Below are 21,158 nucleotides of genomic sequence, written 5' to 3'. Positions count from 1 at the left end.
GTGCACCTTGGCTCCGATGCCGGTGGGCGCAGCGCGGCGGTGATCTACAGCCTGATCGGCTCGGCCAAGCTGTGCGGCGTCGACCCGCAAGCCTACCTGTGCCACGTGCTCGATCTCATTGCCGACCACCCCAGCAACCGCCTGGACGAACTCCTGCCGTGGGCGGTGGCGACGCAACTGGGCCAAAGCGAGCACGCGGCCGAGCCAGCCTCACAGCAGGTCGCCTGAAGGCCACCCACGCGCCAGGCGCTGGGCAAAATGGTCCGATGCGCGTCAAGCTCATCGAAGACCTCCCCATGGCGACCAGCGCCGAGCTGTACCAGCTCAGCTGGGTCATCGAACAACTGATGGCCGATCCGCGGCGGATCGTGCAGGCGCGCCAGCAGCTGCACCTGGGCCAGATGGTTCAGTTCTGGGAATGGGGCACTGGAAAGCTGCGCCCGGCCCGAATCGTGTCCATGAACGGGCATGGCGGATCTCCTTCGCGCTGCTCCAGCACGTCGTCGACGTGACTGCCTGACGTTCATCGCCGTCGCCGAGGATGGCACTGGGCGGACTATTACCAGCAAGCTCAGGCAGGGCAGCCTCCGCAGCCCCACCAGCAAGTGCCGAACGACCAGCAGCCGTTCAGCTCAGCTTCTGGTGCGCGTGCGGGCCGCCTATAGCGCGGCCGCGCCAATACTGGTGCAGCCGGTCATGTCCGAAGGGTCGAGGCTGTGGAAGCAGGTCCGGGCGGCGCGGTCTTAGGAATAACTGCCGACGAAGCCCGTCGCGTCGGGTAAGGGATTCAGGCCTTGGCCTGCACCCAGTTCGCGCACTCGGCTTTACTGATGCCGGGCACCAGCAAGCAGGCGTGCCATACGTTGTAGTCGTTAAAGAGCATAACGCTCGAAGATCTGGGGCACTAGAACGGGATGTCGTCCGAGTCGTCCCACTGGGATGCCTCGGGCCGGTACTTCGCAGGCATCTCGTCATCAGTGACCCGCAGCTTGTACTCCCCAGGGGCAAGCGACACTCGCGAAATCGCCTGCGGAAACAGCAGTAGTTGGCTCGCCGGGGTAAGCTCAAATGCTAGGTTGAGCGCGAGGGACCGGACGACAAATCCGCCCTCCTCTGCCATGCGAAGGCTGGGGTTTCGCAGCGCCCAACCTTGCTCAAGGTCAAAAAAGCGCAACTCCAGCTCGACGCTGCACTCAACGGACACCTCGGCCGCCCCATCGCCGTCAGGGCCGGAGGTGAGCCAGATTCCAACGGCGTCCGGCTCGACCTGAAATTCGGTCAGCCGGACCTCGGAAACTTCGACCTCCGCCACCGATGTGTAACGGCTTGGTGGCATCGCCCGGACCCCGATGTTGCGCAATCCGTCGCGGACTACTGAATTCAGACCGAGCTCGCGCATCGCACGCGGCTCCCTGAGGTAGGCTGACAGTGCCAGGCGAAGCCTCTGCGCCTCTGGGCCCGTAGAGCGGAACAACCCAGCCAGATCGGCCAGCTTTCGAAGGCAATACAGGCGCCCAGAGTTCGCGCAGTACTCGTGCCACCCGTCGTCCAGCGAAACCGCAAGTAGGTAGGTGTCGCGCTCCCTCGCAAATTTTCTAGCGATAGCAGCGCAGCAACGTCAGGGAATTCGTGCTTCTTGCTCCCGCCAGTGAATGGCGCAGCGCCAGCAAAATATGCATCGAACATGCTTGCTGCGAGCCACGGTTTATTGATATCGACGACCTCGCCGCCGTGTGTGGCGAGAAGCCGAGCCATCTGGTCGTCAAAACGGGCGCCTGCCGCCGCCGCCAAGAGATCAACCTCGTTGTGCACGGCGCCGTCATTCACCGGCTGGTCTAGACGCCGATGCAGATTCGTCCAGGCCTGCTTCGCCTGATCAGCTGCGGCTTCGACTGCTGCCAGCCGCTGCCGCTCAACTTCCTTCACCACGATCGACGACATCCAGAGTCTCACCCATGGCGGGAGCTGATGCGCTAGCTGGCGCAATGCGCCGTGCTCGAAGTGGTAGCCCGCCGCACGAATCACGGAGGTATCTAGAGTGAACGCCGTGATCTTGCGCGAAGTCAACAAGGCGGGCGGCGGTGGTCCAGAAGGCATCGTGGATCGGCGGGCTGCCGCCTGCTTGGAAAACGGCGGCATGCTACCAGCAGCCCTGGCACACCACCTGCCCCGCTGCCTATTCGGTCCGAATGTCGACGGTCCGCCCGTCACTTCGGCCGGCACGGCGGCGTCGGCCGCGTTCTCCCATTCTCGACCCCGCACAGCAGCGCATCTACGACGGCGCGATGACGCATGTGATCCGCGTGCGCGGCTTCTGGGTCTTTGAAGTCCGGCGTGAACACGCCCTTGAAGTTCGGCGCGAACCTCACGCGCACATCCACCACATCGAACCCCAGCTCTTCGACCAGATCGTTGCGGATCTTGTCTTCGGAGGCCAGCAACTTTTTTCGACGAAGCGCCTCGACCTCACCATCACCGTTGCAGCCAACCGCGGGAAACACGCTGTGGCAGCGATAGGCGTACAAGTGCTCGAAGTACGGCACCAGCTCGTAGGTCAGCAAGTCGTTGATCTCGGACACCGCCACGATCCGCAGAGCGCGGTTCCGGACCACCGTCGCACGCTCGGTCTCAGGCGCCACCCGCCCCACGCCGATCAGCGGAATCTGGTTCGCCAGCATGTAGATCTCGACAGTCGTGTTGGCCGTCCGCTGAAGCATGCTGTTCAACGCGGGCGTCATGTCCTGCGTGAACACGTCGAACGCCACACGGCTGCCCAGACTGTGAGTGACCAGCCCGAACGCGATGGACCGGTCGCCAGCGCCTGAGCCAGTGCACGCCTGCGCTGCAGTGACATGCTGGTCAGAGCGAGCTGTGCCACCATCCCCGACGGCGGCGTCGAGCTCTGCGAAACGCGTCGCGGCCCCTGTGTGCTCGGCGATCACGGCGCAGCTTGCTGCTTCGACGGCCTCACGCATCAGGCGCCCCAGGCGCCCCATGTACGCGGCAGCATCCGTCAGGCCATAGGTCACGACCATGCGTTTAAGCCGCGAGTTGTCGGCGGCCCGCAGCGGCGGACTGTCCCGCCGCTCCTCCGGATCGTTGTACCAGTTGTCGTCGTAGCCCACGAACGGCCACTCGAACGCGTCCCACAGCGTCTTGTCCCAGAACAGGCGGTACACATACACGTGGCCGCCGCCTGGTCGTGGAACTGTGATCCTGTCAATGCAGCCGATCTCGCCCGACCCGATGGTGCGTTTCGGGTCATCGGCCGACAAAGACTCGACACGACCGGGGCGGATAGCGAGGTGCGGCGTTACGTCTCGATCGGATGTATGAGGACATTGCCAAAGCGGCTTGACCCCTCCGTCGCGGTGCCCGTAGGCCGACGCGATGGCTTGCGCCAGATCGATCCCGACCTGGTGGGGCCGGCCGGCAGCATCGACCCCCAGTTGCGTGAAGCCGATGCCATGCACGAACAGCAGGGCAACGTCGCCGGTTAGGCCCGATTGCGCCAGCCTGTCGATGCCCTCGAACCGGCCGCTGATGGCCGAAGAATCCGCCGGGTCCACCGCAGGCCCCGCCAGGCTGCGGATCCTCATGATCTCGGCGCTGGTTCCGCATCCGAGCAGCGCGCTGACGGCGGCGAGCAGGCACAAGGTTCGCAAGAGCATGGCTTTCGAGTGGATCATTGAAATCGAACACAAGGTTGAACTCGCACTGTGTGGCGCACCCGCGCAGACTGTCAACCGAGCTGCCCACAAACTAGAGGATGAACGTGATCGGCGCCCGGAGGCCGCCGGACCAGACTTCGCCTGCGCGGAGCCGCTTCAACGCCCGCGCGCGTGAGCAAGTACGTCATCTTCACGTCAAGGGCGTGCAGTACAGCGCGCCCAGCACGGGTGAACCCATGATGGTGGCGTGTCTCTACTCGCACTGGACGCCGCCGGCGGGTTCAGACGAGCCGGCGCTGTGGTCGTTCGCTGCGATCAGTAACGACCCGCCGCCCGAGTTGGCCGCGGCCGCTCACGATCGATGCTTCATCCCGATAGAGCCGCAACACTTGGACGCTTGCCTGAACCATGTGGCTCCTGAGACCCCGGCACATGGCTCAAATCGGAGTTGGCGCCAGCAAGCTTGCAGCCAGTGGCCGCGGCGCGGGTCGCGCCACCGATCAGCGGGCCTTCGCACTGAAAGTGGTTCCAATCATGGCAGTTCAGCCGCCATCAATCTCCGCCAGAAGGATCTCACTGGTGATTTGGATGTGCCTCTGGACCAGATGCACCGCGCGGGCCGTGTCGCGCGCCAGTGCCGCCTGGGCCATGGCCTCGTGCTCGGCGCGATCGTCCCGCGGCGTCTTCAGGTAGCGCACCGACAGGTGCCGGTAGCGTTCCGCACGGTCGCTCAGCAGCGCGCAGATCTGCAGCACGACGCGGTTCGGGCATCCCGCCATCAGCGCCTGGTGGAACGCCAGGTGGCGCCCGCTCCAGCCGGGCGTAATGGTTTGGTCGTCGCCGCTCAGCTTGGGCAGTTTCAGCAACCGATGGCAGGCCGCCAGCAGCCCGGCCTCCCAGTCGTCGCCGCCATGCTGGATGGACCAGGCCATGGCCAGGCCCTCGATCTCCGCCCGCGCCTGCGTCAAGTCGATGAGCTCTGCGCGACTGATCGGCGCGACGGCGAAGCCGCGCTGGTCCTCCTGGACGATGAAGCCCTCGCTGGCCAGCCGCATCAACGCCTCGCGGATCGGCGTCTGGCCGGCGGCGAAAGCTTCGGCCAAGGTGGAAACCACCAGGCGCTCGCCGGGCGCGAGCTTGCCGGTGATGACGGCCTCGCGCAGCCGACCCAGAAGATGCGTTGCGCGGGTCGGCTTAGAACTGCTGGCCCCTTCTACGGGCGCTGAAGCCGGCGGAAAGAGCTCGGCCCTGCCGGCCGAGGCGCTCAGGAATTCGTTCAGATCAGTCATGGCAAGGCAGGCGCTCATCCCGCGCGCAGTGCGGGCCCGCGTTCAGTCTATCAGCCAAGACTACGAGATCCATTAGGGTTTGTATCGTTCTTTGTATTTTGCAGAATTAATATGATTTTATAAATTCTTTAAGGAGACACCGTGAGACATGCATCCGAATCCAAATGGCGCATCCAGGCCGTGCGCCGGTCGGTCCTGACGGCGTGCGCGCTGGCCGCGCTCGCGCTCCACCCCGTGCGGGCGCAGTCGCCCGCCAAGGGCGAGCCGATCCGCATCGGCTCGCTGCTGTCGGTCACCGGCGGGCTGGCGTCGGTCGGCCTGCCCGAGCGCGAGGGCATGCTCATCGCGCAGAAGGTGTTGAACGCCCGCGGCGGCATCCTGGGGCGGCCGCTGGAGATCGTGCAGGAAGACGATGCGTCCAGCCCAGACTCTGCCGTGTCGAAGGTGAACGCGCTGGTCTTCACGCACAAGGTGCGCGCCATCGTCGGTCCCTCGGGCATCGCCCAGACGGTGGCGGTCGGCGGCATCACGCAGAACGCGCAGGTCCCGGTGCTCGCGTTCACGGGCCTGGGGCCGCCGGTGGAGCGCCAGCGCAACTGCGTGTTCCACCTGACGCCTGCGCAGGAGCTCAACGCGCGCGGCCTGCTGGCCTACGCCCGCGACCACAAGCTGGCCCGGCTGGGCGTGCTGCACGACTCCGGCTACGGCCAGGTCATCTGGAACAGCATGAAGGGCCTGACGCGGGAGTACGGCGTCGAGGTCGTGGCCCTGGAGAAGTTCGACATCGCCGCGACCGACGTGACCACCCAGGCGGCCAAGGTCAAGGCGGCCCGACCGGACGGCGTGATCGTGATGTCGACCGCATCGGTGCCGTTCCGCGCGCTGCGCCAGGTGAAGCTGGAGGCGCCGATGATCTCGGTGCATGGTTCGTCGACCTACGAGACGGTCAAGGCCATGGGGGACGCCGCAGACAACGTGATCTTCCCGGAGTTCCTGATCGCCGAAGACCCGCTGCCCACCCAGCAGGAATTCGTCGAGGCCTACCGCAAGGAATACGGCAAGCTGCCCAAGCATTTCTCCGCCGCCGCCTGGGACGCGGTCATGGCACTGGCCGATGCCATCCGGACCGCGGGCGTGGACGCCAGCGGCGAGAAGCTGTGCGCGGCCATGCGCCGGCCGTACGTGGGCGCAATGGCGGCCTACGACTTCTCCGCGCCGGACATGGGCGGCCTGAATCTGTCCAGCTTCAACTACGCCAGGCTCAGCAGCGGCCAGTACAGCCGCCTGGCCTACAAGCCGGCGCCGGACGGCCAGCGCTGAAGGACGATCACCTTGTCCGCAACCCTGGTCCTGCAGGCCGCGCTGGCCGGCATCACGAGCGGCTTCGTCTATGCCCTGATCGGCATCGGCATCGCCGTGATCTTCCGCGGCAGCCACATCATCAATGCCATGCAGGGCGAGTTCGCCGTGCTGGGTGCGCTGGTGGCGGTGTTCGCCCTAGCCGGCTGGGGCTGGCCCTACCCGCTCGCGATCGCCGCCGGCGTGCTGGTGGGCGCGGCCACCGGCGCCGCCGTCGATGCGCTGCTGGTGCGACCGATGAAGCGACGCAACGCCAGCGAGGAGAGCTTCCTGCTGCTGACCATCGGCCTGGCCCTGACCCTGTCGGCCGCCGCCCTGTACTTCGCCGGCCGCGACAGCCACCTGCTGCCCAGTTTCGCCGAAGGCGTGCTGGAGATCGGCGGCGCCACCATCGCGCACCACGCGCTCTGGCTGATCGCCGTGGCCATGGTCGTGGTGCTGGCGCTGCACCTGTTCTACCGCCACACGCTGCTGGGCCTGTCCATGGCGGCGGCCTCCGCCGACCCGGACGGCGCCACCTCGGTCGGCATCGACGTCGACCGGGCCCGGCTCAACACCTTCCTGCTGGGCGGGGCCGTCGGTGCCGTGGCCGGCATCCTGGTGACACCGCTGATCGCCATGCACTACCACATGGGCATCGTCTACACGCTCAAGGGCTTCGCGGCGGCCATCCTGGGGGGCATCGCCAACCCCATCGGTGCGGTGGCGGGCGGCCTGGCGCTCGGCCTGCTGGAGTCGCTGGCCGCGGTGGGCTTCCCGTCGGGCTACCGCGATGCCGTGGCGATGGCCTTGCTGATCGTCATCATGATCGTCCTGCCCAACGGCCTGCTGGGCCGCGCCGGCCGGGCAGGAGGCTGACCCCATGCGATCCCTCGCCATGCGCCTCGCAGCGGCCGGGCTGGCCGTGGCCGCCTGGGCCGTCCTGCCCCAGGTGGCGGAGCGCCACCTCGTCGACGTGTTCAACTTCGCGGCCCTGCTGTCCATCGGCGGCCTGGGCGTGGGCCTGCTTCTGGGCCAGTGCGGCATCGTCAACCTGGGGCAGGCCGCGTTCTACGGCATCGGCGCCTACGCCACAGGCTACGGCACGACGGTGCTCGGCTGGGGCGCGCTGCCCAGCATGCTGGCCGGCATGGCGGCGGCGGCGGCCACCGCGGCGCTGGTGGGCCTGCCCATCCTGCGGCTCAGCGGCTTCTACCTGGCGTTGGCCACACTGGCGCTGGGCAGCATCGCCGGCGTGCTGTTCTTTGAGTGGGACTGGCTGACCGGCGGCACGCTAGGGCTGGGCGGCATCCCGCACCTGGTGCCGCTGGGCATCGCGCTGTCCGACCCTGCGCGCTACCACTACTTCATCTGGCCGGTCGTCGTGGTGCTGCTGTGGCTGGCCCGCAACCTGGTGCACAGCCGCCAGGGCCTGGCCATGCGGGCCATGCGCGACGCGGCGCCGGCGGCCGAGGTGCTGAGCGTGGACAGCCAGCGCATCAAGACCGTGATGTTCGCGCTGTGCGCCGTGCTCGGCGCGCTGGCCGGCTCGCTGTTCGCGCACTACGTGTTCTTCGTCAGCGTGCAGAGCTTCACCGTGGAGCGCTCCATCCTGTTCCTGCTGGCGCCCGTGATCGCGGGCGCCCGCTCGGTCCCCGGGGTGGTGCTGGGCGCGCTGTTCGTCGCACTGGTGCCCGAGTTGCTGAGCGGCCTCGGCGACATGCACCAGGTGCTGTTCGGCATGACGCTGGTGCTGGTGGTCGTGCTGCTGCCAGGCGGGCTGACCGGCATCGCGTCGCAACTGCTGCACCGCAAGGAGGCCAAATGAGCACCGCACGCCTGTCCGTCGACACGTCCGCCGCGCCGCCGCGTGAATCGTCACCCTCGCCGCAGCTGGGCACGGCCGCCGCGGGCCAGGGCGCTGAGCCGCTGCTGCAACTGCGCGGCATCGGCCACCAGTTCGGCGGCCTCAGCGTGCTGAGCCATGTCGACGTGTCCGTGCCGCAGGGCTGCATCGTCGGCCTGCTCGGCCCCAACGGCAGCGGCAAGACGACCTGCTTCAACATCGCCTCGGGATTCCTGTCCCCGCGCAGCGGCGCCGTGCTGTACCAGGGCGTGGACGTGACCGCGTGGAGCGTGCAGCGCCGCGGCGCCGCCGGGCTGGTGCGGACTTTCCAGACGCCCAAGGTGTTCGAGCACATGAGCGTGCGCGAGAACCTCATGGTCGGCGAATACAAGTCCACCCGGTCCGGCTGGGTCGGCGCCCTGCTGCGCCTGCCGGCCGCCCGCAGCGAACTGAAGGGCATGCGCGAGCGCGCCGACGCCTGCGCCCACCGGTTCGGCCTGGCCCACCTGCTGGACGTTCCTGCCGGCCGCCTGCCGGCCGGCCAGCGCCGCATCGTGGAACTGGCCCGCGCCTGCATCGGCCAGCCGCGCATGCTGCTGCTCGACGAACCGTCCTCGGGCCTGAACAGCGAGGAGATCGAGACCTTGCGGCACTGGATCCAGACCCTAAACGCAGACGGGCTGAGCATCCTGCTGGTGTCGCACGACATGGGCCTGATGACCGTCTGCACGCAGGCGAACGTGCTGTACTTCGGCGAGATCATCGCCACCGGCTCGCTGGCGCAGGTGCAGGACGACCCGCGCGTGCGCGAAGCCTACCTGGGAGTGTGAGATGCTGAACGTACAGGGACTGACGGCCGGCTACGGTGTGCCGGTGCTGCATGGCCTGGCCATGCACATCGGGGAAGGCGAAGCCGTCGCCGTCGTCGGCGCGAACGGCGCCGGCAAGACCACCGCCGTCCGTTGCCTGGCCGGCCTGGTGCGGCCGATGTCGGGCCGCATCGAGATGGACGGCCTCGACATCACGGCGGTGCCCGGCCACCGGCGCTGCGAGTACGGCATCGCCATGGTGCTGGAGAACCGCAACCTGTTCACCGAGCTCAGCATCATGGACAACCTGCGGCTGGCCGAGCGCGCCGGCCGACGGGTCCGGCACGGCGGCACGCGCTTCACGATGGACGAGGTCCTGGGGCTGTTCGATGTGGTGCGCGAGCGCGCCCAGGCCCGCGTGGGCCTGTTGTCCGGCGGCCAGCAGCAGATGGTGGCGATCGCGCGCGCGCTGCTGCTGCAACCGCGGCTGCTGGTGATGGACGAACTCACCACCGGCCTGGCGCCCAAGGTCGTCAAGGAGATCCTGGCGGTGCTCAATCGATTGCGCGATCGCGGCATGAGCATCCTGCTGGTCGAGCAGAGCGTGGCCGTGGCGTCGGAGATGACCGACCGCGCCTATGTGCTGTCGGTCGGCCGCGTCGTGCACGAGATCCCCAAGGGCGGCTGGCCCGCCATGCTGTCCGACAAATCGTTGACGAAGGCGTACCTCCATGGCTGAACCGCTGCAGAACGTGACCGCCCTGCCCTCGGACCTGTTGGCCGCCATGCAGGCGCGCCGGCAGGCCCTGCTGCAGATGGACCTTGAGCGCATCGCCCCGCTGCTGGACGAATCGCTGCGCTACACGCACTCCAACGGCGCCTGCGAAGACAAGGCCGGCTACCTGGCCGCGCTACGCCGCGGCGACTACCGCTACCACGCGATCGACGAGCAGCCGGTGCAGGCCTGGCCCCTGGGCGACGGCTTCTGGACGACCGGCGAGGTGCGCATGCAGGCGATCGTCCACGGCAGGGAGCGGCACATGCACAACCGCTTCCTGGGCGTCTGGCGCCGCACGCCCACGGGGCTGTGCCTGGCCGCGTACTGCGCCACGCCGCTGGCAGCGCGTTGAACAAGCCGGCATCCATCCATCTTCATCACGACACCGGAGACTTCATGGCCATCACCGACATCGCTTACGTTGTGTTCGACCACCAGGACCTGGCGCCAGTGGAGCGCTTCTACCTGGATTTCGGCCTGCAGCTGGCTTACCGCGACGACCAGGAGATCGCGTTCCGGCCGGCGCTGGCACGCGGCTATTGCTACGTGGCGCGCCGGGCCGCGCGGCCTGGCCTGGCCGCGATCGCCTTCAGCGCGAGCGCGCGGGAAGACCTGGAAGCCGCGGCACGGTTCCCGGAAGCCTCCGCCATCACGCCCATCACGCGCGCCGGCGGCGGGGAGAAGGTCACGCTGACCAGTCCGGACGGCTTGCCGTTCGAGATCGTGCACGGCATCGAGCCCTACCCGGCCCTGCCGACCCGCGCGCCAGCCACCGTCAACAACGGCAGTACCAAGCGCCGCCACGGCGAGAAACTGCGCACGCCGCTGGAGCCGGCCCCGGTGCTGCGCCTCGGGCACATCGCACTGCTGACCCGGGACTTCGCGCGCAACTTCGCCTGGATGCAGTCGCGGCTCGGCCTGCGGCCCTCGGACATCATGTACGACGAGCATGTCGACGACCAGGTCGGCTCGTTCATGCACCTCGAAGGCGACGGACAGTGGACCGACCATCACGCCGTCGCGCTGTTCCCAGACGCGCGCCCCCGGGTGCACCACGTCTCCTTCGAGATCGAGGATCTGGACACCCAGGCCATGGGCAGCGAGTGGCTGGGCCGCCAGGGCTGGAAGCGCACCTGGGGCATCGGCCGGCACATCTACGGCAGCCAGATCTTCGACTACTGGTTCGACCCCAGCGGCAACATCGCCGAGCACTTCACGGACGGAGACCTGGTCCGCCCGGGCAGCGAGCCGCAGCTGGTGCCGCTGGACGATGCCTCGCTGTACGTCTGGGGACCGCCGATGCGGCCCGCCGACTTCGTCGCCATGGCGCCGCACCACACGCCGGCCGAACAACGCGACTGACCACCCTCCCCGCCATTCCCAAAGGAACACCATGAAACTCGCAACATTCCTGCTGGACCAGCAACGCCGCGCCGGTGCGCTGACCGACCGGGGCATCGCCGTCTTCGAGGGCGACGCCGACATCGGGACGCTTGTGCGCCGTGGCACCGGCCAGGCCGGATTCCAGGCCCTGCTGGCGTCGAGCCGGCACACCGTCCAGCCGTCGGACGTCGAATTCCTGCCGCCGGCGGTCGAGCCGCCGAAGATCATCTGTGTGGGCCTGAACTACGCGGACCACACCAAGGAAAGCCCGTACGAGCAGCCCAGCTACCCGACCCTGTTCCTGCGCGTCGCCACGGCCACCACGGGGCATGCGGCGGTGATCCGCAGGCCAAGCATCAGCGAGCAGCTGGACTACGAGGCCGAGATGGTGATCGTGCTCGGCCGTGGCGGCCGCCGCATCGCCCGCGAGCAGGCGCTCGACTGCGTGTTCGGCTACGCCGTCGGCAACGAGGTCTCAGTGCGCGACTACCAGTTCAAGTCGCCCCAATGGACGGTCGGCAAGAACTTCGACGGCACCGGCGCCTGGGGGCCCTACCTGGTGACGGCCGATGAACTGCCGCCCGGCGGCGCAGGCCTGCAGATCCAGACGCGGCTGAACGGCCGCACCGTCCAGTCCGCCAACACCCGCGACATGATCTACGACGTGCCGGCCATCATCGCGACCGTCAGCGAGGCGATGACCCTGCAGCCCGGCGATGTGATCTGGACGGGGACGCCGGCCGGCGTTGGCTTGGGCCACAAGCCGCCACTGTGGATGAAGCACGGCGACACCGTCGAGGTCGAGATCGAGCGCATCGGCTTGCTGCGCAACGCCATCGCCGACGAAGCAACTGTTTGAACGGCGCACGGCATTCGGTGGCGCGCCTCGCGCCGGCTTTGACACGATCAAGATCTTCGGAGGAACCCTTGGACTCACCTGCTGAACCGCTGCGCGTTGCCTGGATTGGCGTCGGCGCGATGGGCTTGCCGATGGCGCTGCGGCTGAAGGAGCGCGGCATCGACATGTCCGTGTTCGACCGCAGCCCGCAGCGCATGGAGGACGCGGCCGCGCACGGGCTCGGGGTCGCAGGGTCGGCCGCAGATGCCGTGCGGCACGCCGGCGTTGTGTTCTCCACCGTGCTCGACGACGCTGCGCTGTTGTCGCTCGTCGATGGCCCTGGCGGACTCGCAGCGTCCATGCCGCACGGCAGCCTGCTGGTGGAGATGAGCACGGTGTCGCCTGGCGCGTCGTCGCGCGTGGCCGAGTGCCTGCGTGCAGTGGGCGTCCGCTACCTGCGCGCGCCGGTCTCCGGCTCGGTCGCACTTGCGGAACAAGGCACCCTGAGCGTGTTCGCCTCCGGCGACGCGCATGACTTCGAAGAGGCCCGGCCGCTGCTGGCCGGCCTCTCCAGCAACCAGGTCCACGTGGGACCCGGCGAGGCTGCACGCGTGCTCAAGCTGGCGATCAACATGATGGTCGTCGCCAGCACGTCGCTGATCGGCGAAGCGCTGGCCTTTGCCGAGCGGAACGGCTTGTCGCGCCCGATGGTGGTCGATGCATTGAACGCCAGCATCGTCGGCTCGCGCCACTACCAGTCCCGTGCGGAGAGCTTGAAGACCCGGCGCTATGGATCCAACGGTCCGCTGCGCCTGGTTGCGAAGGATCTTGGCCTGGCCCTGCGGCTTGCCGAAGCGCAGTCACTGACCCTGCCCATCGCGGCACACTGTCAAGCTGCGATCGATCGGCTGATCCAGCAAGGCCATGGAGATACCGAGGTCACGTTGCTGGCAGACTGAGGCACGTGTTCTAGCAAAGGTTTGTTCGTGTTCAAGCTGGCGTCTGGGCAGAGGATCTGTCCGGCCTGAGCTCATCCAGGTGCTGTCAGTCCGCTCGACGTTGAGCGCATGGCTGATAAAGGGCTGGGAATCGGGCAGTCTTGCTGTCGCACAACGCTGCTACCACGGCGGCGACGGACGGCAGCCAGGCCGCACGGTTGACAACGTGCCACTGCATTGTGCGGCCCTCGTGGCAACATCTGAGAATGAACGCTCCTAGCAACGCCAATTCGACAGATCGTCTAGATTCCTCCACAGGGCTGGTCTCATTCGAGGTCGGCGAGCCTTTTGAGCTCGATGGAAAGCGCTTGCGCGCCATCCGGTCCGTGTTCGACGATGGTTTCATCTGTCTTCGTTTTGAAGACGCCGACGTGGTCGACGACCACGACTCAGACCCCACCGATGACTCCTTTTGAGATCGAGCTGCGCGCCTGGCTGCGGCACGCAGCCAATCTTTGGGGCGATGGACTCGATGGCCGCCCATAACGACGGGTACCTGTTCGGCAACGCGCGGGCCACACGCATCAAGATGCTCGTGCACGACGGCTTTGGGGTGTGGTGCGCGACAAGAAGGCTCAACGCAGGCCGCTTCGTTTGGCCCAGCGAGATGGCCGCGCCGGTGGCCCTGAGCCAGGCGCACTTCGATGCGCTCGTGGTCGGCCTGCCCTGGCAACAGTTGCACCAAATGAGCGCGATCACCCGTCTCTGAAGGACCGGCTCACGGGGTTGCTGACAACATCGCAACCCCCAATGGCAAAGCAGCCTTCGCGCACGCAAGATCGATGCATGCAGGACCTCGTTGGCGTCACCTTTGGAGCGCGGTGAATGACATCCCGCGAAAGCCGCCCGCGCCCGGTAAGCGTCCAGCCCGCCCATCTTGAAAGCTTGAAAGCTTGCACAACCGCCAGATTGTTTCGTACGAGATTGCGGAGCTTCTTCGGAACGCTGAAATGCGAGATGTGGTGGTTGGGTGCTGCTGGATTCAGCTGCAGCGCTAAAGCCAGTTGCCGCTGAGCACAAACGGTGCCCAGTAGTAAGGGTGTTGCCAACTGGTGCCGGCGCCCAGCTCAGGGCCGTGCAGCATCTGCAGTTGAGCCTGTCGCAACGCCTGGGCGCGGCTCAGCGGGTTCTGCACGCCGCGTGCGGCGTAGAAGTCGTGCATGAGACGAGCGGTGGAGTCGTCCGCCACCTTCCACAAGGTTGCCAGCACCGACTGCGCCCGCTGACGCAAAACCACCGCGGCTAAGCCTTCCACTTCCGCGCCATTCTCGTTGATGCCGCCGCCGGTGGCGGTGTCGCAGGCCGATAGGGTGAGCTGCTCCACGCGCCCAAAGTCCAGCACCGCTAGTTGACCCAGGCTCAGCGGCTCGCCCTCACCCAACAGTAGCACCGAGCGGCTCTCATCGCCTGGCTTGAAGTCGAAATGGCTGGCGACATGGACCACGTTGCTACGTCCGGTCAACGCCGATTCGAACGCTTGGCGGCTGAACTGGGCGTCGAGCACGATGCTGCCGGGCAGCACGCCGCTGCGGCCGCGCACGGTCTCCGAGCCGCTGCGCACGATGCCGTTGAGCTCCTGCAGAACACCCGGTAAGGCAGGGAAGCCCTGCCGCGCCTGCGTCAAGCCCATCGCGCTCACGTTCCAGGGAGTGGCGCTAGGGGCGGCGCGGGTATCGGCAGCCGAAGCCCACAAAGCCAGCGCATAGTCTTCCACGAGGTAGCGGCCAGCCGGGTTCTGCAAGGCGGCCAGCGGTAGGTAGCGCAGTTCGTCGCTGAACGAGACGACAAGCGTCCTGGCGCCCGCGGCCTGAATGTCGTCCTGCACCGGCTCGATCAGCATCTTCCACAGGGCCTGAGCGGGGGCCTGTGTGTCGGCGCGCGCCAGCACTGCCTTGCGCAGCGCGACTACTTGGTTAGTCAGCGCCTTACGGCCGACGTTGCTGAAACGGCCGAAAGACCCGCGTGCCGTGGACACGATGATGCCCACCCGGTCCTCCGCCACGGAGTAGTGCAAGCCAACGGCGCCGTCGCCGTCCTGTGCCACCTGCGAGCGCAGTCGCGTGACCTGGCTATCGGCCTCTTTAAGTACGGGTCGCCGTGCCGCTTCGGCAAAGGATTGGCCCAATTGGGCTAAGAAGCGCTGGTATTCAGCCCGCGACGTCTCTGCTACCTTCAACAGGCTAAGCTGGCGGACTCTCTCGGCCGCCGTGAGAGGCTGGTCCGATTTGGCGCGCTTGTCCAGCAGCGACAGCTCCGCAGCGTCCCTCACGGCCTGCGCCGCCAGCCGGCGTGACTCGGCCAAAGCCTCCCGTTCACGGCCAACATAGTCCGCCTCGCGTCGGCCCGGCTGTCCACCAGAGCTGCGTGTCAACTCGAAAAGCTCGTTCTCCTTGAGCATGGCCAGCACCTGCTCGGCCTCAGCGATGCGTCCTTCCTCAATGAGCAGGTTAGCTAGGGTCTGGTAGGCGCGCTGGTTGGCCGACAGGAAGTTATCCTGCAAATCGCGCCTCATCCCTTGCAACTGGCCGCGCACGTCTTGAATTAAGTTGACCGCCTGCTTGCCGTACCAAATCGCCAGTGACGTCTGATACTCCTTGTCGCCCTGCCGGCCATGCAACCTCATCAGGCCTTCGTACACCAATCGGAACAACCGTGGGTCCGCGGTCGCGTCGGCAACTAACAGCGCCTCGTGGAAGGCCTCCAACGCCTGCTCCGACCGACCCATGTCTCGGTAGAGACTGCCTAGCTGGCTCAGCTTCACGCCGGTGCTCTGGTGCCCAGACCCAAGGGCCTTCTTTGAAACGGCAAGCGCGCGCTGGAGAAGTGGCAGCGCTGCTTCTAAGCGACCCGTCACTCCATAGAAGAACGCCAGGGACGTCAGAGGGTCAATGACAGCGGGGTGCTCGGAGCCGTGTGCCTTTTCCTGGATGGCCAGCGCACGCTGGATCATTGGCAGGGCCAATTTGGCCCGCCCCCTCTTAAGATGAAGGGTACCCAGGTTGTTCAATCTCAAACCTGTGGTCGGATGATCAGGTCCCAGCTTCAGCTCCGATATGGCAATCGCGCGCATGTACAAGGGCACGGCCCGCTCGTCGCTATCCATTTCGCGGTATAGGTGCGCGAGGTTGTTCAGATAGGTGGCCGTACGCGGGTGATCCGTGCCGTTCACTTTCTCCGAAACCGTCATTGCCCGCAGGTACAGGGGCATCGCCCGCTCGAAGCGCCCCATTTCCTGGTACATCAAGCCGAGGTTATTCATGCGAGTAGCTGTCGACGGGTGCTCTGGGCCGAGCGCATTCACGCTAATGGCGAGGGAGCGCTGATGCAGCTCCAGCGCTTGCCGGTAATGGCCCATGTCTTGGTGTACTCCAGCCAAATTGCCCAACAGGCTAGACATATCAGGGTGACTGGCGCCCAAGGTTTTCTCAGCGATCATGACGGCCCGCTGGTACAGCGCCAGCGCTTGGTCGTGGCGGCCCATGGACCGGTAGTTATTGGCCAGATGGTTTAAGGCTTGCGCAGTGGCAGGATGCTCCGGCCCGCCCGCCTTCTCGGAGATGGCCAGTGCACGAGTGAGCAGGCCAAGCGCCTGCTCGTATTCGCCCATCTGCTGCAGCAGGTTGCCCAGATTGTCCGCGGCCGTGCCCGTGCTGAGATGCTCTGCTCCACGGGTCCTCTCAGTAACGGCCAGCGACCGCTGAAACAACGGCAGCGCGTCCTGGAAGCGGCCCATGTTCGAATACAGCGTGCCCAGCGCGCTCAAGCTGGCCCCCGTCGAATGATGCTCCGAACCTTCCTCCGCTTCTGAAAGTTCAAGCGCACGCTGCAAAAGCGGCAACGCCTGTTTGTAGCGCCCCATCAGGCGGTAGAGGCCGCCTAGGTTGTGCAGGGCCGTGGAGAGAGACAACGCATCTGTTGTACCGGTCCTTTCCGCAATGCCCAGAGCTTTCTCGTACAGCGGCAGCGCGTTGTCGTAGAGCCCTTTCCGTACATAGATCTCGCCAAGGTTGCTGGACCACACCCCCATCGACTGGCTGTCAGCGCCTCCCTCTTTCTCCAATATCCCAATACCGCGTTCATACAGCGGTATGGCCTCTTCGTCTTGGCCCAACTCCAGGTAGACCTCGGCAAGCGTGCTCATACTGCGCGCTGTCAGCGCGTGATCTGGTCCTAGCTGCGCCTCGCGCACTGCCAGCAACTGCTTGGCTTTAAGTAGCGCCTGCGCGTACTCCCCAAAGTCAAGATGGATCGTCAGCTGTCGACTGAGCATGCTCGCCTGCGGCGGATCCACCGGGTTCGGTAGGGCTCGATCCGGGACGGTCAAGACCGCAAGCGCCGACAAGCGCAATGCCCACCTGGCCAAATGCAGCAGCGCCCGGCCGAGTTCGAACCTGTTCTTCATCGTGCCCACCGGCTTTTCACCCTGACAGACTTCTCATTCCACATCGAAGCCCGCCTGGCTCAGCACCTGGGCCGCCTCGTGTTCGCACCGCCGGCTGGCCAGCCACCCAGCCCACATCACTGCCTGCGCTGCGGCATCGCCCCGCGTGGCCAGCTGCACGCGCTCTGCTTCAGCGCCGGCCTGGCGACGCTCGGCTTCGCCCAGGAGCGTAAACTCGCCCGTCAGCGGAAGGTCGCCCGGCGCTGGGTGGATGCGCCAGCTGTACTGCAGGCCCGGCTTGAGCTTTCTGGTGGCTAGCGTGCGGGTGCCCTTGGCGGTCAGCGTGGCGACTAAGGGACCGTCCTCGCCACCCTCCCGGACTTCAATCCCTTGGGTACCGCGCATTGCGGGGTCGGTTTCGAAGGCCGGCGCGAGCGCTACCGGCTGCAGCATCGCTACGGTGCCGGTGGGCAGCGAGCGCGCACTTCGGCCGCGACTGACGGCACTGACACGGCCAGGGCTGCCTTTCAAGATGTCCGCCAACGTGTACCAGGCCCCAGACGCGGTTTCGCTGCGCAGCACGTTGGGTTGCGAAAGCTGCTGGCCGGCCTGGAAGGTCTTGCACGCGCTGCGGCCTCGGGCGCCAACGGTGCACGCTACCACGGTGCCCTTGACGACACGCAGGCCATTGCACGCCTCGATCTGGGGAGCGGGCAATGGCACGACCGCGCCAGTGGCGTCCCTGACTTCACTGACACCCTTGTTGATCAGAGAACAGCCCTGCGCCCACACTGTGGCGCTGCCTGCCAGAGCAGCAGCCGACATAAGCACTTTCCTCATAACGCTACGCATGCTTGCAACCCTCATTCTTGACTTCTCTGGCAACTTAGACGGATGACGGGCCAAAGTGTGAGGCCCGTCAAAGACTGTGCGCGATGATCATCGCGATATTGGCCAGCACCAGGGCAGCGACGACCGCACGGCCTAGCCAGCGGCTAGCATGGGGCGCCCCTCCGCCGTGTGCGTGGGCCCCGCGAGACAACATCAGCTTGGCGCAGACGCCAATCACCACCGGTCCTGGGCTGACCCAAAGATTCCTGGGCAGCAGTATCCCCGCGGATGCCCACACTAGCACCACAGCCAACCCGAACGCGCCCAGCACGATAGCCAGGTACACCGCCCTCGGCAGCAGATAGCCTTTCCAGCTGCCGCCTCTGTGAATCGCAGCATGCCGGCCCCAGGCGGCCGTAAATAAGTAGCCCATCAGGATGCCAAGAGCGATGTCCAGCCCCAATGCTCCAATACCCTGCTCCACCGTGACCGGGTGTATGGCGCTGTAGTACACCGCTGCATGCAGTGTCACCCCTTCCGTAGGCTGTCCGTCGAGTTCCAGCGCGGTACCGAAGCGGTCCCTCACGTCGTAGCTGCCGCCCACGAAGACCACCCGGCCGGCCAGCAACAGTGGTTTGCCGTCAGCGGCTGAAGGCAGTGCCGCCACCGACGTCAACTCGTGTACGTGCTGCTGCAGCCCCGTGAAGAACGCAGCATTCAGGGGGCGGATCTTGGGGAAGCGGGGCGCCGCGGCCGTCAGGTCGCGCGTCGCCTCGCCCGTCGCCAGTTGCACCAGCAACTTCAACTCGGCATCGCTGCGCTGGCAGACGTCGTCCAACGTGTTCGGGCGTGTCGCCGCGATGCCCAGCGACAGGTCGCTGGCGCTGTACTGGAGCACGCGCCCGCCAGTGCTACGTAGCACCGGGCTTGCGAAGACGACCCGGCCGTCGAACTTGGGCTGCGTGGACCGCCACTCGCAGGCCTGGCGCATCCACTGCGCCTTCGTGCCGGCGGCTTGGGGCGTGAAAGCGACTGAAGGCAAGGGCAGCACCAGTCGCACCCCGTCCTCCACCAGCGCCTTCAGCTTGGCATCTAGCTTCTCCTGCCCCGCGGCGTCGCTGCCAGTAGTCGAGAGGTCCAGGTCCAACACCAGCGTCGTCGGCAGGCCGCCAGGCTGCTGGGCAATTGCCGCCACCACCGAGGCGACCTTGGTACGGTCCAGCGGCGACCGCTGGTCGAAGACCCGCTCGTACAGCGGGCCGCCTATCAGCAGCACTTTAGGGGACGTTGCATCGGCGGCCGGCGCCTGGCCGCCACCAGAGTTGTACGCACCCGCGATACGCAGCATCGCAGCGTCCAGCCAATCTAGGACGCCGCTGTGATGCAACAGCCCCACGACAGAGGCCACGGTTAGGGCCACGACAAAATGGTGAATGAAGTCATGGAACCGGTGGGCAAGGTGTGTGACCGCGGCGAGGACGTTCATCAACGTGGATCTGTCAGTCAGATGCCTTCTCCCTGAGAGTTCATTGCCGCGGTAGCCCTCATGGTCGGGTCACCTCGATGCGGTTCGTGCCCGGCCGCAGTTGCTGGGCGATTGCCTCGTCCTTGACCGCCCGCACGGCGGCTGAAAACTTCGCGGCATCGATTTCGAAGTCCAGCGCGACGCGGCTATCGTGGTCGTACAGTACAAGGCCGCCCACCTCCCGATCCAGCGACGCCGCGATGCGCTGCGCCCGCTGCAGCGGCGCCGCGTCGGTCACAGAGATGAGCTGGATCGCGCTGCGGGTGGTCGGCGGCACCTCGTCACGGGGCGCCAGGGAGCCGCCAGCATCCCGCCCCTGGTACAGCGACAGGCCAACGGTCAGCAGCAACGCGCAAAACGCCGGCACCGCCCAACGCACGTGCCGCGAAAACCAAGGCTTCCGTGTTGCTTCGCGCGGCGCGAGGTGGTGGGCCTCACTGAGCCTCGTCCGCAGCCGCTGCACGGCGCGCTCCTCGGCCTGTGGGCCGGCAAGCTGGCCCAGCACGCTATCCTCAGCACGCCGGCCTTCAGCCGCAATCAGGGTGCGCAGACCGCTCAGCGCCGGGTCGCTTGCCGTGCCGTTGGCTAGTTGCTCAAACCAGCCGTCCAGGTCATCGCTGCCATCGGCGGGCACGCCGTTAGCCACGGAGCACCGCTCGCGCCAAGCCTGCGCAAGGCTCCAGGCTCCGGCCCAACGCCTGGCGGCAGCTCTGCAGGTACTTGCGGGTGGCGGTCTCAGTGCGGCCCAGCGCGGCGGCCAGGTCGGCCGACTTCCACCCTCTCACCACCACATGGTGCAGCGCGTCTGCCATGGCGGGATGCTTGCGGGAAAACGAAGCGTAGTGATGCTTAATGCAGGTTTCGAAGTTGCGCCGGTCGATTGCCGCTATGGCATCCGTGCCCGCCTCGTCAGACAGCACCGCGTCCACGGCATCCCATTGCCGCTCGTCCAGCGTCTGCTCGCGCCCCCGGACGCGCAGCAGGTCCACCAGCATATTTCGCGCGATGCTGTGCAACCAGCTCGACACTTTCGCCGCCCCCATGAAAGCATGCGCCGTCTCGCTCACGCGGAGGAACACGTCCTGGACAACGTCTTCCGCGTCCGCTTCACTGGCGCCCCTACGGATCAGGAAGACCAGCAACGCCCTGCGGTGACGAAGCATCAATGCTTCTAGCGCTAGGTTGGCAGACGACCCACCGGCGGCAACGCGCTCAAGGAGATGGCTGTCACTTTCATCGCTCATGGTCAAGTTCACGGCTGTAGGACAGCAACGATGTTAGCAACTCGTCTTGAATATGGCCGACGAGCGATACCGCGCGCTTTTGGGTACATCAAGGATGCAGGGCATTCGCAAGAGCTGACGTTCGCGGACGCCTGCTCATGGCCGATTCCAGCCAGATGCTGGCCGGACCCATGAGCTGGAACGAGCTGAATGCCAGCGTTAGCGCACTTCCGTCAAGCGGCCCAGGC

At 66.4% G+C, this 21,158-nt stretch carries 21 protein-coding genes; 12 read left to right on the top strand and 9 right to left on the bottom strand.

The annotated features are described in order from the left end of the window. Positions 1-228 (top strand): transposase domain-containing protein (locus ASF43_RS08075; protein WP_162241782.1); only part of this gene is annotated, 228 nt, incomplete at its 5' end. Positions 229-296: 68 nt separating this feature from the next. Then, positions 297-512 carry a hypothetical protein gene (locus tag ASF43_RS08070; protein ID WP_235578177.1) on the top strand — a complete coding sequence of 72 codons (216 nt, stop codon included), beginning with the start codon at positions 297-299 and terminating at the stop codon, positions 510-512. A gap of 392 nt (positions 513-904) precedes the next feature. Here the strand turns inward: ASF43_RS08070 and ASF43_RS08065 are convergent, their stop codons facing one another. From ASF43_RS08065 to ASF43_RS08055, 4 genes are all read right to left on the bottom strand, one after another. Continuing rightward, positions 905-1,399 carry a hypothetical protein gene (locus tag ASF43_RS08065; RefSeq protein WP_156373212.1) on the bottom strand — a complete coding sequence of 165 codons (495 nt, stop codon included), beginning with the start codon at positions 1,397-1,399 and terminating at the stop codon, positions 905-907. Then, entirely contained in the window at positions 1,381-2,070 is a 690-nt protein-coding gene (locus ASF43_RS30515) for a PIN domain-containing protein (protein WP_156373211.1), read from the bottom strand. The genes ASF43_RS08065 and ASF43_RS30515 overlap by 19 nt, the downstream gene beginning before the upstream one ends. Before the next feature lie 137 nt (positions 2,071-2,207). Then, positions 2,208-3,671, bottom strand: coding sequence for a hypothetical protein (locus ASF43_RS08060; RefSeq protein ID WP_056178725.1), 1,464 nt, complete (start codon positions 3,669-3,671; stop codon positions 2,208-2,210). A gap of 542 nt (positions 3,672-4,213) precedes the next feature. Beyond that, positions 4,214-4,960 carry a GntR family transcriptional regulator gene (locus ASF43_RS08055; RefSeq protein WP_162241781.1) on the bottom strand — a complete coding sequence of 249 codons (747 nt, stop codon included), beginning with the start codon at positions 4,958-4,960 and terminating at the stop codon, positions 4,214-4,216. Positions 4,961-5,101: 141 nt separating this feature from the next. Here ASF43_RS08055 and ASF43_RS08050 point away from each other — a divergent pair, with 141 nt between their 5' ends. The 10 genes from ASF43_RS08050 (at position 5,102) to tnpB (ending at position 13,659) form a co-directional block, all read left to right on the top strand. After that, the gene (locus ASF43_RS08050; protein WP_235578176.1) at positions 5,102-6,280 is read left to right on the top strand and encodes an ABC transporter substrate-binding protein; all 1,179 of its coding nucleotides are present in this window, start codon (positions 5,102-5,104) and stop codon (positions 6,278-6,280) included. 12 nt (positions 6,281-6,292) lie between these two features. Beyond that, complete coding sequence (locus ASF43_RS08045; RefSeq protein ID WP_056178719.1) at positions 6,293-7,177, top strand: branched-chain amino acid ABC transporter permease; 885 nt, start codon at positions 6,293-6,295, stop codon at positions 7,175-7,177. Between the two features lie 4 nt (positions 7,178-7,181). Then, positions 7,182-8,126, top strand: a complete 945-nt coding sequence (locus ASF43_RS08040) for a branched-chain amino acid ABC transporter permease (protein ID WP_235578175.1) — start codon at positions 7,182-7,184, stop codon at positions 8,124-8,126. Further along, complete coding sequence (locus ASF43_RS08035) at positions 8,123-8,974, top strand: ABC transporter ATP-binding protein (RefSeq protein ID WP_056178713.1); 852 nt, start codon at positions 8,123-8,125, stop codon at positions 8,972-8,974. The genes ASF43_RS08040 and ASF43_RS08035 overlap by 4 nt, the downstream gene beginning before the upstream one ends. A gap of 1 nt (position 8,975) precedes the next feature. Next, on the top strand, positions 8,976-9,692 hold the full coding sequence (locus tag ASF43_RS08030; RefSeq protein ID WP_056178710.1) for an ABC transporter ATP-binding protein: 717 nt from the start codon (positions 8,976-8,978) through the stop codon (positions 9,690-9,692). Continuing rightward, entirely contained in the window at positions 9,685-10,083 is a 399-nt protein-coding gene (locus tag ASF43_RS08025) for a nuclear transport factor 2 family protein (RefSeq protein WP_056178707.1), read from the top strand. Before ASF43_RS08030 ends, ASF43_RS08025 begins: the two co-directional genes overlap by 8 nt. A 44-nt stretch (positions 10,084-10,127) precedes the next feature. Then, positions 10,128-11,093 (top strand): 2,4,5-trihydroxytoluene oxygenase, encoded by a 966-nt coding sequence (locus tag ASF43_RS08020; RefSeq protein ID WP_056178706.1) that lies wholly within the window; start codon positions 10,128-10,130, stop codon positions 11,091-11,093. 31 nt (positions 11,094-11,124) lie between these two features. Then, a complete protein-coding gene (locus ASF43_RS08015; RefSeq protein WP_056178705.1) occupies positions 11,125-11,973 on the top strand; it encodes a fumarylacetoacetate hydrolase family protein in 849 nt (282 codons plus the stop codon). A 68-nt stretch (positions 11,974-12,041) separates the two neighbouring features. Further along, the gene (locus ASF43_RS08010; RefSeq protein WP_156373210.1) at positions 12,042-12,911 is read left to right on the top strand and encodes an NAD(P)-dependent oxidoreductase; all 870 of its coding nucleotides are present in this window, start codon (positions 12,042-12,044) and stop codon (positions 12,909-12,911) included. A 502-nt stretch (positions 12,912-13,413) separates the two neighbouring features. Beyond that, positions 13,414-13,659, top strand: a complete 246-nt coding sequence (gene tnpB / locus ASF43_RS08005) for an IS66 family insertion sequence element accessory protein TnpB (protein WP_056178698.1) — start codon at positions 13,414-13,416, stop codon at positions 13,657-13,659. 285 nt (positions 13,660-13,944) lie between these two features. Here the strand turns inward: tnpB and ASF43_RS08000 are convergent, their stop codons facing one another. From ASF43_RS08000 to ASF43_RS07980, 5 genes are all read right to left on the bottom strand, one after another. Then, positions 13,945-17,352, bottom strand: coding sequence for a CHAT domain-containing protein (locus ASF43_RS08000; protein WP_056178695.1), 3,408 nt, complete (start codon positions 17,350-17,352; stop codon positions 13,945-13,947). A 33-nt stretch (positions 17,353-17,385) separates the two neighbouring features. After that, positions 17,386-18,156, bottom strand: a complete 771-nt coding sequence (locus ASF43_RS07995) for a hypothetical protein (protein ID WP_156373208.1) — start codon at positions 18,154-18,156, stop codon at positions 17,386-17,388. Positions 18,157-18,250: 94 nt separating this feature from the next. Continuing rightward, positions 18,251-19,648, bottom strand: a complete 1,398-nt coding sequence (locus ASF43_RS07990; RefSeq protein WP_056178690.1) for a CHASE2 domain-containing protein — start codon at positions 19,646-19,648, stop codon at positions 18,251-18,253. A 58-nt stretch (positions 19,649-19,706) separates the two neighbouring features. After that, positions 19,707-20,321, bottom strand: coding sequence for a hypothetical protein (locus tag ASF43_RS07985; RefSeq protein WP_156373207.1), 615 nt, complete (start codon positions 20,319-20,321; stop codon positions 19,707-19,709). Between the two features lie 4 nt (positions 20,322-20,325). Further along, positions 20,326-20,931: an RNA polymerase sigma factor gene (locus ASF43_RS07980; RefSeq protein ID WP_156373206.1), complete on the bottom strand. Its 606-nt coding sequence runs from the start codon at positions 20,929-20,931 to the stop codon at positions 20,326-20,328. Positions 20,932-21,158: the final 227 nt, after the last annotated feature.

This window comes from Pseudorhodoferax sp. Leaf267 (assembly GCF_001422405.1).
GTDB lineage: Bacteria > Pseudomonadota > Gammaproteobacteria > Burkholderiales > Burkholderiaceae_C > Pseudorhodoferax.
Note: the sequence above shows the minus strand (reverse complement) of the source record. Positions and strands in the feature narration are given on the sequence as shown.